At 41.3% G+C, this 13,725-nt stretch carries 8 protein-coding genes, 1 tRNA gene and 3 rRNA genes; 10 read left to right on the top strand and 2 right to left on the bottom strand.

All coding sequences use genetic code 11. The features are described 5' to 3' along the window. Positions 1–131: 131 nt before the first annotated feature. The 5 genes from FGL66_RS00695 to FGL66_RS00715 all read left to right on the top strand — a co-directional run bounded on the left by FGL66_RS00695 (position 132) and on the right by FGL66_RS00715 (position 7,177). A 16S ribosomal RNA gene (locus FGL66_RS00695) occupies positions 132–1,682 on the top strand. Positions 1,683–1,784: 102 nt separating this feature from the next. Beyond that, positions 1,785–1,861, top strand: a tRNA-Ile gene (locus FGL66_RS00700). A gap of 172 nt (positions 1,862–2,033) precedes the next feature. Then, positions 2,034–4,958, top strand: a 23S ribosomal RNA gene (locus FGL66_RS00705). Positions 4,959–5,031: 73 nt separating this feature from the next. Then, positions 5,032–5,146, top strand: a 5S ribosomal RNA gene (rrf, locus tag FGL66_RS00710). Together the 16S, 23S and 5S rRNA genes with 1 tRNA gene alongside form the textbook arrangement of a ribosomal RNA operon. Positions 5,147–5,248: 102 nt before the next feature. Further along, on the top strand, positions 5,249–7,177 hold the full coding sequence (locus tag FGL66_RS00715) for an FUSC family protein (RefSeq protein WP_180809710.1): 1,929 nt from the start codon (positions 5,249–5,251) through the stop codon (positions 7,175–7,177). A gap of 34 nt (positions 7,178–7,211) precedes the next feature. Here the strand turns inward: FGL66_RS00715 and pdxR are convergent, their stop codons facing one another. Next, entirely contained in the window at positions 7,212–8,630 is a 1,419-nt protein-coding gene (gene pdxR, locus FGL66_RS00720; RefSeq protein WP_180809711.1) for a MocR-like pyridoxine biosynthesis transcription factor PdxR, read from the bottom strand. A 107-nt stretch (positions 8,631–8,737) separates the two neighbouring features. Here pdxR and pdxS point away from each other — a divergent pair, with 107 nt between their 5' ends. Next, positions 8,738–9,625, top strand: coding sequence for a pyridoxal 5'-phosphate synthase lyase subunit PdxS (pdxS, locus tag FGL66_RS00725; protein WP_180809712.1), 888 nt, complete (start codon positions 8,738–8,740; stop codon positions 9,623–9,625). A 1-nt stretch (position 9,626) separates the two neighbouring features. Next, positions 9,627–10,190: a pyridoxal 5'-phosphate synthase glutaminase subunit PdxT gene (gene pdxT / locus FGL66_RS00730; protein WP_180809713.1), complete on the top strand. Its 564-nt coding sequence runs from the start codon at positions 9,627–9,629 to the stop codon at positions 10,188–10,190. Positions 10,191–10,355: 165 nt separating this feature from the next. Here pdxT and FGL66_RS00735 read toward each other — a convergent pair whose 3' ends face one another. Further along, positions 10,356–11,561, bottom strand: a complete 1,206-nt coding sequence (locus FGL66_RS00735; RefSeq protein ID WP_180809714.1) for a NupC/NupG family nucleoside CNT transporter — start codon at positions 11,559–11,561, stop codon at positions 10,356–10,358. 165 nt (positions 11,562–11,726) lie between these two features. On the opposite strand from FGL66_RS00735, the gene FGL66_RS00740 reads away from it, so the two are divergent. From FGL66_RS00740 to FGL66_RS00750, 3 genes are read left to right on the top strand one after another with little or no spacing between them, the layout of a single operon-like run. Beyond that, on the top strand, positions 11,727–12,188 hold the full coding sequence (locus FGL66_RS00740; protein ID WP_180809715.1) for a CtsR family transcriptional regulator: 462 nt from the start codon (positions 11,727–11,729) through the stop codon (positions 12,186–12,188). 20 nt (positions 12,189–12,208) lie between these two features. Further along, on the top strand, positions 12,209–12,730 hold the full coding sequence (locus tag FGL66_RS00745; protein ID WP_180809716.1) for a UvrB/UvrC motif-containing protein: 522 nt from the start codon (positions 12,209–12,211) through the stop codon (positions 12,728–12,730). Then, a complete protein-coding gene (locus FGL66_RS00750; RefSeq protein WP_180809717.1) occupies positions 12,720–13,724 on the top strand; it encodes a protein arginine kinase in 1,005 nt (334 codons plus the stop codon). The genes FGL66_RS00745 and FGL66_RS00750 overlap by 11 nt, the downstream gene beginning before the upstream one ends. The last annotated feature ends 1 nt before the right edge of the window (position 13,725 follow it).

A 13,725-nucleotide genomic window follows, 5' to 3' on the forward strand; every position in this document is an offset into this window, starting at 1 on the left:
TCAAAAGAAATGAACATTGAAAACTGAATGACAATATGTCAACGTTAATTCCGATAAATTGAGTACTAACGATAGTACTTTCGAGAGTGATTGACTTAAACAATCAAACGAGCTATATCAAGCTTACTTCTTTTATGGAGAGTTTGATCCTGGCTCAGGATGAACGCTGGCGGCGTGCCTAATACATGCAAGTCGAGCGAACAGATGAGGTGCTTGCACCTCTGACGTTAGCGGCGGACGGGTGAGTAACACGTGGGTAACCTACCTATAAGACTGGAATAACTCCGGGAAACCGGGGCTAATGCCGGATAACATGTTGAACCGCATGGTTCAACAGTGAAAGACGGTTTTGCTGTCACTTATAGATGGACCCGCGCCGTATTAGCTAGTTGGTGAGGTAACGGCTCACCAAGGCGACGATACGTAGCCGACCTGAGAGGGTGATCGGCCACACTGGAACTGAGACACGGTCCAGACTCCTACGGGAGGCAGCAGTAGGGAATCTTCCGCAATGGGCGAAAGCCTGACGGAGCAACGCCGCGTGAGTGATGAAGGTCTTCGGATCGTAAAGCTCTGTTATTAGGGAAGAACAAACGTGTAAGTAACTGTGCACGTCTTGACGGTACCTAATCAGAAAGCCACGGCTAACTACGTGCCAGCAGCCGCGGTAATACGTAGGTGGCAAGCGTTATCCGGAATTATTGGGCGTAAAGCGCGCGTAGGCGGTTTTTTAAGTCTGATGTGAAAGCCCACGGCTCAACCGTGGAGGGTCATTGGAAACTGGAAAACTTGAGTGCAGAAGAGGAAAGTGGAATTCCATGTGTAGCGGTGAAATGCGCAGAGATATGGAGGAACACCAGTGGCGAAGGCGGCTTTCTGGTCTGCAACTGACGCTGATGTGCGAAAGCGTGGGGATCAAACAGGATTAGATACCCTGGTAGTCCACGCCGTAAACGATGAGTGCTAAGTGTTAGGGGGTTTCCGCCCCTTAGTGCTGCAGCTAACGCATTAAGCACTCCGCCTGGGGAGTACGGTCGCAAGACTGAAACTCAAAGGAATTGACGGGGACCCGCACAAGCGGTGGAGCATGTGGTTTAATTCGAAGCAACGCGAAGAACCTTACCAAATCTTGACATCCTTTGACCGCACTAGAGATAGTGTTTTCCTCTTCGGAGGACAAAGTGACAGGTGGTGCATGGTTGTCGTCAGCTCGTGTCGTGAGATGTTGGGTTAAGTCCCGCAACGAGCGCAACCCTTAAGCTTAGTTGCCATCATTAAGTTGGGCACTCTAAGTTGACTGCCGGTGACAAACCGGAGGAAGGTGGGGATGACGTCAAATCATCATGCCCCTTATGATTTGGGCTACACACGTGCTACAATGGACATTACAAAGGGCAGCGAAACCGCGAGGTCAAGCAAATCCCATAAAGATGTTCTCAGTTCGGATTGTAGTCTGCAACTCGACTACATGAAGCTGGAATCGCTAGTAATCGTAGATCAGCATGCTACGGTGAATACGTTCCCGGGTCTTGTACACACCGCCCGTCACACCACGAGAGTTTGTAACACCCGAAGCCGGTGGAGTAACCTTTTGGAGCTAGCCGTCGAAGGTGGGACAAATGATTGGGGTGAAGTCGTAACAAGGTAGCCGTATCGGAAGGTGCGGCTGGATCACCTCCTTTCTAAGGATATATACGGAACATCATCTTAGATGATGATAGCGGATTAACGTGACATATTGTATTCAGTTTTGAATGCTCATATTTGAGGATTCAATATAAAATGGGCCTATAGCTCAGCTGGTTAGAGCGCACGCCTGATAAGCGTGAGGTCGGTGGTTCGAGTCCACTTAGGCCCACCATTTTTAAATTGTACATTGAAAACTAGATAAGTAAGTATAAATGATTTTACCAAGCAAAAACCGAGTGAATAGCGAAAGCTTGAAACTAAATTATCGCTAGTCGTCGACAGACGACTCACATAATTAATAACTGGTGATTGACAAGTCATTAGACTTGCCAATATCATAATAAGATTAAGTTATTAAGGGCGCACGGTGAATACCTTGGCACTAGAAGCCGATGAAGGACGTTACTAACGACGATATGCTTTGGGGAGCTGTAAGTAAGCTTTGATCCAGAGATTTCCGAATGGGGGAACCCAGCACGAGTTGTGTCGTGTTATCCACATGTGAATACATAGCATGTGAGAAGGTAGACCCGGAGAACTGAAACATCTTAGTACCCGGAGGAAGAGAAAGAAAAATCGATTCCCTGAGTAGCGGCGAGCGAAACGGGAAAAGCCCAAACCAACAAGCTTGCTTGTTGGGGTTGTAGGACACTCTATACGGAGTTACAAATGGCTATGTTAGACGAATAACCTGGAAAGGTTAATCAAAGAAGGTAATAATCCTGTAGTCGAAAACATAGACACTCTTGAGTGGATCCTGAGTACGACGGAGCACGTGAAATTCCGTCGGAATCTGGGAGGACCATCTCCTAAGGCTAAATACTCTCTAGTGACCGATAGTGAACCAGTACCGTGAGGGAAAGGTGAAAAGTACCCCGGAAGGGGAGTGAAAGAGAACTTGAAACCGTGTGCTTACAAGTAGTCAGAGCCCGTTAATGGGTGATGGCGTGCCTTTTGTAGAATGAACCGGCGAGTTACGATCTGATGCAAGGTTAAGCAGAAAATGTGGAGCCGCAGCGAAAGCGAGTCTGAATAGGGCGAATGAGTATTTGGTCGTAGACCCGAAACCAGGTGATCTACCCTTGGTCAGGTTGAAGTTCAGGTAACACTGAATGGAGGACCGAACCGACTTACGTTGAAAAGTGAGCGGATGAACTGAGGGTAGCGGAGAAATTCCAATCGAACTTGGAGATAGCTGGTTCTCTCCGAAATAGCTTTAGGGCTAGCCTCAAGTGATGATTATTGGAGGTAGAGCACTGTTTGGACGAGGGGCCCCTCTCGGGTTACCGAATTCAGACAAACTCCGAATGCCAAATAATTTAACTTGGGAGTCAGAATGTGGGTGATAAGGTCCATATTCGAAAGGGAAACAGCCCAGACCACCAGCTAAGGTCCCAAAATATATGTTAAGTGGAAAAGGATGTGGCGTTGCCCAGACAACTAGGATGTTGGCTTAGAAGCAGCCATCATTTAAAGAGTGCGTAATAGCTCACTAGTCGAGTGACACTGCGCCGAAAATGTACCGGGGCTAAACATATTACCGAAGCTGTGGATTGTCCTTTGGACAATGGTAGGAGAGCGTTCTAAGGGCGTTGAAGCATGATCGCAAGGACATGTGGAGCGCTTAGAAGTGAGAATGCCGGTGTGAGTAGCGAAAGACGGGTGAGAATCCCGTCCACCGATTGACTAAGGTTTCCAGAGGAAGGCTCGTCCGCTCTGGGTTAGTCGGGTCCTAAGCTGAGGCCGACAGGCGTAGGCGATGGATAACAGGTTGATATTCCTGTACCACCTAATTTCGTTTTAAGCGATGGGGGGACGCAGTAGGATAGGCGAAGCGTGCTGTTGGAGTGCACGTCCAAGCAGTGAGGTTGAGTGTTAGGCAAATCCGGCACTCATAAAGACTGAGCTGTGATGGGGAGAGAAAACACGTTTTCTCGAGTCGTTGATTTCACACTGCCGAGAAAAGCCTCTAGCTAGAAAGTAGGTGCCCGTACCGCAAACCGACACAGGTAGTCAAGATGAGAATTCTAAGGTGAGCGAGCGAACTCTCGTTAAGGAACTCGGCAAAATGACCCCGTAACTTCGGGAGAAGGGGTGCTCTTTAGGGTTCACGCTCTGAAGAGCCGCAGTGAATAGGCCCAAGCGACTGTTTATCAAAAACACAGGTCTCTGCTAAACCGTAAGGTGACGTATAGGGGCTGACGCCTGCCCGGTGCTGGAAGGTTAAGAGGAGTGGTTAGCTTCTGCGAAGCTACGAATCGAAGCCCCAGTAAACGGCGGCCGTAACTATAACGGTCCTAAGGTAGCGAAATTCCTTGTCGGGTAAGTTCCGACCCGCACGAAAGGCGTAACGATTTGGGCACTGTCTCAACGAGAGACTCGGTGAAATCATAGTACCGGTGAAGATGCCGGTTACCCGCGACAGGACGGAAAGACCCCGTGGAGCTTTACTGTAGCCTGATATTGAAATTCGGTACAGTTTGTACAGGATAGGTAGGAGCCTTAGAAGCGTGAGCGCTAGCTTACGTGGAGGCATTGGTGGGATACTACCCTAATTGTATTGGATTTCTAACCCGCAGCACTTATCGTGCTGGGAGACAGTGTCAGGCGGGCAGTTTGACTGGGGCGGTCGCCTCCTAAAGTGTAACGGAGGCGCTCAAAGGTTCCCTCAGAATGGTTGGAAATCATTCATAGAGTGTAAAGGCATAAGGGAGCTTGACTGCGAGACCTACAAGTCGAGCAGGGTCGAAAGACGGACTTAGTGATCCGGTGGTTCCGCATGGAAGGGCCATCGCTCAACGGATAAAAGCTACCCCGGGGATAACAGGCTTATCTCCCCCAAGAGTTCACATCGACGGGGAGGTTTGGCACCTCGATGTCGGCTCATCGCATCCTGGGGCTGTAGTCGGTCCCAAGGGTTGGGCTGTTCGCCCATTAAAGCGGTACGCGAGCTGGGTTCAGAACGTCGTGAGACAGTTCGGTCCCTATCCGTCGTGGGCGTAGGAAATTTGAGAGGCGCTGTCCTTAGTACGAGAGGACCGGGATGGACATACCTCTGGTGTACCAGTTGTCGCGCCAGCGGCATAGCTGGGTAGCTATGTATGGACGGGATAAGTGCTGAAAGCATCTAAGCATGAAGCCCCCCTCGAGATGAGATTTCCCAACTTCGGTTATAAGATCCCTCAAAGATGATGAGGTCAATAGGTTCGAGGTGGAAGCGTAGTGATACGTGGAGCTGACGAATACTAATCGATCGAAGACTTAATCAATTTTTATTCTTTCGGTTTCTCTTGTGAAACTTTTATACTTACAATCTAGTTTTGAATGTATAACATTCTTTTATCTGGTGCCTATGGCAAAGAGGTCACACCTGTTCCCATGCCGAACACAGTAGTTAAGCTCTTTAGCGCCGATGGTAGTCGGACTTACGTTCCGCAAGAGTAGGACGGTGCCAGGTTTTATTTTGAGGGAGGTCATTGTGACCTCTCTTTTTTATTTTCAATCATATTCCATAGTCATCGGGTATATTATATTATTTATTGTGATGGAGTGTTGTTACATGAAACGTTACTTGAAAAATGTCACAACTGTTGAAACTTCAAAAATTGATATGGGTCGAGGAGTTCGTCAAGGTTTATTGATGTTTATCCCTTTACTCTACGGTTTACTCACTCAGGATTTTTCGTCTGCGTTACTCGTTACAATTGGCACGCTTGCTCATATTTATGTATTTAAAGGGACTTTTACTTCTCGTATACGTGCTGTAACTTTTGCTACGTGTGGTTTGGTTGTTTCAATGATGTTGGGCACCTTAACAGCAGGCCACACATTGTTGTTTGGTATTCTGTTATTATTTGTAGCGGTTATTCCTTATTATTTATTTAACACTTTAGCACTTCCAGGTCCTTCATCAACATTTTTTATTATTGCATATAGTCTATCAAGTGTAATGCCTGAAGACCCAAGTGCTTTTCTGTATCGTGGTCTGATGGTAGGTATTGGTGGTGTATTAGGTATTCTCCTTGTATATATTGAAAGTAAATTAACAGGAGAAAAACCTGAGTATGATGCAGTGAAGAAAGATTTTATGCATATTCGTCAATTGATTTATCATTTTAATCAGCAGTCTACGTTTAATGATATGACTAAAGCTGCAGTTAAAGATTTGATGTTATCATCAGATATTTTAAGTACAACACGATTAACATTGCAAAAAAAGTCTTCTGATTATCAAAGACTCACACTGTTGCATCATGTAGCAGAAGGGATTTATTCAGAGCTATTAGAACTGAATGCCAAAGGGTGTCGACCTATGCCACCTATCATTGTTGAAATGATCGATCATGTTAATGCATACGTTATTCAAGAGAAAAAGAGCAGCATGCCATGGCGCAGATCTATCGAAGTTCCACCTGATTTTGAAGGATTAGTTCAGTTAATTTTTAAGATAGATGAGATTTTGAAAATGCCTGATCACCAAGTCAAAAAACAAGTTCAAGTGAAGTCTCCACTCTATATAAAACGTTTACGATACCATTTAACGCCAGAATCTTTAAGTTTTATTGCGTCGATGAAATATATGATTATTATCGGTGTTGCTATTTTTATTGCATTGGTTTTTCATTTTGAACGTGCATATTGGATTCCTCTCAGTGCACATACGGTTTTGATTGGTAGTACGACGATTGCAAGTATAGAACGCGCGGGTGCAAGGTGGTTTGGAACATTTATTGGTATTGGCATTGTAGTCGGTCTATTGAGTATGAATCCTAATATTTGGGTTATCGTTATTGTCATGTGTGTAAGTGGAGCACTGACTGAAATGTTAATTGGTGCGAATTATGCACTTGCGATGTTTCCGATTACAGTACAAGTTATTTTATTAGCAGGATTGGCGCAGGGGAATTTAACGATGATGATTGCGATTCCACGCTTGTTAGATACAACGATTGGTATTTTAATTGCAGTGATAGGCGTTATGATGATTGGACAGCGTTTGGCAAGTAAGCGACTGCCAGAGATAATTGGTAAAGTCGTGCGTATTGAGTCACAAATTTTTCATTCATTGTTTTCTGATCACACATATGAGGATCTTAACGCTCGTCAACACAAAATCTTACATTTAAAATTAAATTTGGAAAATATGGAAGCAATGTATCGACATGCTTATGGAGAATGGTCGTCAAATCGAAAACGTACACAGTACTACTATCCAGCAATGTTCCTTCTACAACAGATGCATTTTAAGTTAGTACAAGGTTTAATGGATGAGAGACACCCTATTTTAAATCGTATGGAAATGGGACAATATTTGTTAGTATTTGAAAATATCGCTAAACATTTTGAATATGGTATACAATATCATCCTATTGTTCAACTTCCATATTTAGAAAGTCATATTCAAATACGTTATGTACTGATGCAATTACAAGAAATTGCTTTGTATGATCAAAATAACGAGCGGAACCCTAATTTATTACCGAATTAATGAGAATAAGCAGAAAAGCAATCTTATGAGTGAATCAAGATTGCTTTTCTGCTTTTTTTAGTGCATGAATAAGTTGCTGTGCATGCTTTAATATGTCAGAAGTTTCAATGCCTCCAAAGCCTAGAACGAATTTGGGTTTTGAAGTTTGGTGTTGAAACAAATAATGAGAGAGCGGTTGAATAGTAATATCATATTTTTTAAAACATGCCATACATTCTTGTTCGGTTAAATGATTTTGTATGGTTAAGATAAAATGCATACCTGTAAATGCACCGTCAATACGGCATAGATCTGGATATTGAGATAAGTAGTTGACTAAGAGATCGCGTTTCTTTCTATAAATTTTACGCATACGGTTAAGGTGACGTTCAAATTGATGTGTTGCCATAAATTGACTTACTATATATTGAATATGCCGAGGAACTGTTCCACCTTCAATATTTAAAGTTTTTTGATATTTTTCGAGTAGTGGTTTTGGAAGGACGGCATAGGCTACACGAATACTTGGTGAGATAGATTTCGAAAAAGTGCTGACATAAATCACGCTATCAGTCTGATCTAAGCTTTGAAGTGCTGGAATTGGCTTACCCTCATAGCGAAACTCTGAATCGTAGTCATCTTCTATAATATAACGTTCTGTACTTTCACTTGCCCATTTCAATAGTTTAATGCGATGTTGTAAACTCATTGTTACCCCAGTTGGAAACTGATGACTTGGTGTAATATAAACAATGTTAGCATGATGTTGTAGGACCTGTTGAATATCAATGCCATCTTGGTAAACAGGAATAAAATCATAATCAATATGTTTACGTGTTAGAAGATGACGTACTTGTCGGTAGATAGGGTCTTCTAACATAAAAGATGTATGTGAAGGGAGTAAATCTGTAATAATAGATAAAAGCTGTTCAGTCGATGAAGCGACAATCACTTGTTCTGGTGTGGATTGTACACCACGGCTATGAAAAAGATAGTGACTAATTTGTTCGCGTAATGGGAAGTCTCCTTGTTGATGTCCCCCTTCAACAAGATCATATTGTAATGTTTCGAATGATTCTTTAGCATATTTACGAAATTGTTCAAAAGGAAAATGCGCCTTATCAATGGTTCCAAGATGAAATGCAAACCGAGATGTTTTTTCGGAAGATGTCTTTTCAGTAGAAGTTATTGCCCGTGTGTTACGTTGTGTTACAAGTGGTAGTATATCAATATCACTTACGAAATAACCAGAACGGTGTTTACTGTATATGTAGCCTTCATCAATGAGCTGAGCATATGCATTTTCAACAGTAGTTTGACTAATTGAGAGATAGTCGCTTAACAAACGTTTAGAAGGTAATTTTTCTCCCTCGTTTAGGCTCCCATCAATAATACTACTACGAATTTTTTCATAAAGTTGCATATACATTGGGTACTGTAATGACTTATCAATATGAAACATTAACATCTCCATTTTATTTACTCCAATCTGACCCTTTTATTTTTTATAATTCTGATACTTTAACCAGTTCAGATATTAGTATAAGCTACATTTAAACGTATTTAAAGGGGGACTTATTTATGGTGAAGCAAGTTGGATCAGAGCGCGTCAAACGTGGTATGGCGGAGATGCAAAAAGGCGGCGTTATTATGGACGTTGTTAATGCAGAACAAGCAAAGATAGCGGAAGCTGCAGGTGCAGTGGCAGTTATGGCGTTGGAACGTGTACCGTCAGATATTCGTGCAGCAGGTGGTGTTGCACGTGCATGTAATCCTAGAATTGTAGAAGAAGTCATGAATGCAGTATCTATTCCAGTTATGGCGAAGTGCCGTATTGGACATATTACAGAGGCGCGTGTACTCGAAGCGATGGGTGTCGATTATATTGATGAATCAGAAGTATTAACACCCGCAGATGAAGTTTTTCATTTGAAGAAAAGTGATTATACCGTACCATTTGTTTGTGGATGTCGTCATTTAGGTGAAGCAGCACGTCGTATTGGAGAAGGGGCAGCTATGTTGCGTACGAAAGGTGAACCGGGTACAGGTAATATCGTTGAGGCAGTACGTCATATGCGACAAGTCAATCAAGAAGTCGCACGTATTACAGTAATGAGCGATGATGAACTGATGACAGAAGCCAAAAATTTAGGTGCACCGTTTCATATTCTGCAAGATATTAAAAAACATGGACGTTTGCCAGTCGTCAACTTTGCGGCAGGTGGTGTCGCAACGCCGCAAGATGCAGCATTAATGATGGAATTAGGTGCAGATGGTGTTTTTGTTGGATCGGGTATTTTCAAGTCAGAAGACCCAGAAACATTTGCAAAAGCGATTGTTCAAGCGACAACACATTACCAAGATTATGAGTTGATTGGGCGATTGGCGAAAGAGCTAGGGACAGCAATGAAAGGCCTAGATATTAATCAACTGTCATTAGAAGAACGTATGCAAGAGCGTGGTTGGTAAGATGAAAATTGGTGTGCTCGCTTTACAAGGTGCTGTCCGTGAACATATTCGACAAATCGAAGTGTGTAGTTGTGAAGGAATAGAAGTTAAGAGAACGGAACAATTGGATGAGTTAGACGGTCTGGTTATTCCGGGAGGTGAATCCACAACATTACGTCGTTTAATGACGTTGTATGGATTTGATGAAGTGCTCAAGCAGTCTTCACTACCGATGTATGGGACGTGTGCAGGTTTAATTGTATTGGCACGTGATATAGTGAATGAATCTGGCTATCTAGGTAAGTTAGATATTACAGTGGCACGTAATTCGTTTGGTCGTCAAATTGATAGTTTTGAGGCTGATCTTGAGATTCAAGGCATTGATGACACGGTAGAAGGTGTTTTTATACGTGCGCCTCACATTCAAGAAGTAGATGATCATGTTGAAGTACTAGGGAGAATTGATGATAAAATTATTGCAGTACGCCAAGGTCAGTATTTAGGTGTATCCTTTCATCCTGAACTCACAGATGATACGATGATGATGCGTTATTTTATAGAGAATGTCATTAAACAAGAAGTATAAATACAAAAGTAATAGGGACAGCAGAAAAAGGGTCCCAAATCAGTGCGTAAAAGTTTATAAATAGCAAGAGATGACTAAAGTGAAAAGCGTTTTTCACTTTAGTCATCTCTATCAGAGTGGGACGACGAAAGCTAATGGGCTTTCAGTTCCACTCTTTTTGACGTTTTAAATAAAGAAGCCTGCAATTGTTGCTGAGATAAATGATACAAGTGTTGCACCAAATAATAGTTTTAATCCAAAGCGTGCTACCATGTCACCTTTTTCATCGTTCAGTGATTTGATAGCACCTGAAATAATGCCGATAGAGCTAAAGTTAGCGAATGATACTAAGAAGACCGATACGACACCGATTGCACGGTCTGATAATCCATCTATTTTCCCTAATTCTGTCATAGCAACGAACTCATTAGATAAAAGTTTTGTCGCCATAATAGAGCCTGCATCAACGGCATCACTCCAAGGAATGCCAGTTAAAAATGCTAATGGTGCAAAAATAAAGCCGATGAGTGTTTGGAAGTTCCAATCCAATGAGCCACCAGAAACAACACTAATGATACCACCTACAAGACCATTTAATAATGAAATTAAGGCAATATAACCAATTAACATCGCGCCGACAATAACAGCTACTTTAAAACCATCTAAAATGTATTCCCCAAGCATTTCAAAAAATGACTGTTGTTTTTTATCTGTATCAATAAGTAATTTGTCACTTTCTTCATCTACTGTATAAGGATTAATAATTGAAGCGATGATGAAGCCGCCGAATAAGTTCAAGACAACAGCTGTTACAACATACTCAGGTTGAATCATTGTAAAGTAAGCACCTACAATAGATGCAGAAATCGTTGACATTGCCGAAGCTGTCAGAGTATAGAGGCGGTGTTTAGGAATATGTGGAAGTTGTTTCTTTAATGAAATAAATACTTCTGATTGTCCTAAAATGGCTGAAGCGACTGCGTTATATGATTCTAATCGTCCCATGCCGTTTACTTTTGAAATTAAAAAGCCAAGTACATTAATAATCAGTGGTAAAATTTTCAAGTATTGTAGGATACCGATTAATGCAGAAATAAATACAATAGGTAAGAGTACGTTAATGAAGAAAGTAGATCCGCCTTCATTCATTAAGTCACCGAATACAAAGTTAATACCTTCAGCTGCCTGTTTGAGTAAATACCCAAATCCAGTTGCTACGCCACCAACTAATTGAATACCGATAGTTGTTTTAAGTAAGAAGAAGGCCAAAACAAGTTGGATGAGTAACATAAGTCCAATATATTGCCAGCGAACATTTTTCTTATCGGAACTCGCAAGTAAAGCAAGTGCTAAAAATACGACAATACCGACAATCCCAATAATAATATGCATGAAGTAAACACCTCTTATTCTTTTATTAAAAAATTTACTAACACCATCATACAACATAAGTGAAAGCATTAATATAACAAATTAATGAATTCAAAAACATATTGGTTGAAAAAGGTCAAAGTTGGTCATATAATATAGTCAAAGATGGTCAAAAGGGGTGATATTATGCACAACATGTCAGACATCATTGAGCAGTACATTAAACAACTATTTGAAGAAGCACAGGCGGATGTTGTAGAAATCCAACGTGCCAACATTGCCCAACGTTTTGATTGCGTACCATCTCAGCTCAATTATGTCATCAAGACAAGATTTACAAATGAACATGGTTATGAAATAGAGAGTAAACGTGGTGGTGGTGGGTATATTCGCATCACTAAAATCGAAACGAAAGATCATGCCAATTATATTAAACGATTGATGGAATTAATTGGTACATCACTCTCGCAACAACAAGCCTATTACATTATTGATGGTTTGTTGGAGAATGATTTGATCACAGAACGCGAGGCAAAGATGATTTCAGCAGTTGTTGATAGAGAAACTTTAAAGATGGATGTTGCATCTAGGGATATTATTCGTGCGAATATACTTAAGAGATTATTACCTGTTATTAATTATTATTAAAGATGAGAAGGTGATGAACCATGTATCGTCATAAAAAAGAACAATCCACAGTGCGCGCAAACATAAATATATATCAACAAGAACCCATACACAATCAGTCAGATGAACAATGGCATGAAGGTGAAGATGTTGAAGGTACATTTGTTATTAAGCAGATCTTACAACATCTTGCAGCAAAACATGGGCTCAACGTAGACCAAGTTGTTTATCGTGAAGAAAAACGTTGTCCGACATGCCATATGACACTCAAGGATATTGCACATGTCGGAAAGTTTGGTTGTCATGATTGTTATGAAACGTTTCGAGATGATGTAGATGATATTGTACGTCGCGTACAGGGAGGGCATATTGAACATTCAGGAAAATATCCCAAATCTTCACATACAAAACGTGCATTAAAGCGTCAAATTGAAGAAAAACGTGAATATTTAGAGTCACTTGTTGCACAGCAAGCATTTGAAGAAGCGGCAGTTATTCGAGATGAAATTCAAGCGTTAGAGGCAACACAACAAAGTGAGGTATCTAAAGATAATGACGAATGACAATTACAAATCGCTAAATCAAGCGCAGCAAGACACAGAAGTACAGCCGGTTGTCATGTCTTCGAGAATTCGACTTGCACGCAATCTAGAAAATTATGTACATCCTTTGATGTTTCCGAATGAAGAAGAGGGATATCGTATAATTAATGAAGTTCAGGATGCTTTGACAGATTTAACGTTGCAACGACTTGATGAGTTAGATCAACAAAGCAAATATAAATTAGTTGCTAAACATTTGATTAGTCCAGAGCTTACAAAACAGCCCGCCTCTGCAGTGCTACTTAATGATGATGAGTCAGTAAGTGTAATGGTCAACGAAGAGGATCACGTGCGTATTCAAGTAATGGGTGAAGATTTAGAGCTAAATACACTATATCAGCGTGCATCATATATTGATGATCAGTTGGATGCACAAGTGGATATCAGTTACGATGATACACTTGGTTATTTGACGACTTGTCCAACGAATATAGGGACGGGCATGCGTGCGAGTGTCATGTTACATTTGCCGGGTTTGTCAATTATGAAACGCATGAATCGCATTGCCCAGTCGATTAACCGATTTGGTTTCACAATTCGTGGCATTTATGGTGAAGGTTCACAAGTATATGGACATGTTTACCAAGTGTCTAACCAACTCACATTAGGAAAATCTGAACAAGAAATTATAGATGCATTAACAGAACTCGTACATCAAATTATTAATGAAGAATTGGATGTTCGTCGACGTTTGTTAGAACATAAAGAAAATGAAACATTAGATCGTATTTATCGTTCGTTAGGTATTTTGAAATACAGTCGACGTATCTCTGTAGAGGAAGCATCGTATCGTTTGAGTGATATTAAGTTAGGTGTAGATTTAGGCGTATTAGATATGCCAGACTTTGACTTTAACACTTTAATGATCGCGATACAGTCACCATTTTTAGTTGATGATACAACGCCTCAACCAATAGAAGCAAAACGAGCAGATATATTAAGACAACATTTATAAA

Origin of the sequence: Staphylococcus sp. 17KM0847, from assembly GCF_013463155.1 — a bacterium.
Taxonomy (GTDB): domain Bacteria; phylum Bacillota; class Bacilli; order Staphylococcales; family Staphylococcaceae; genus Staphylococcus.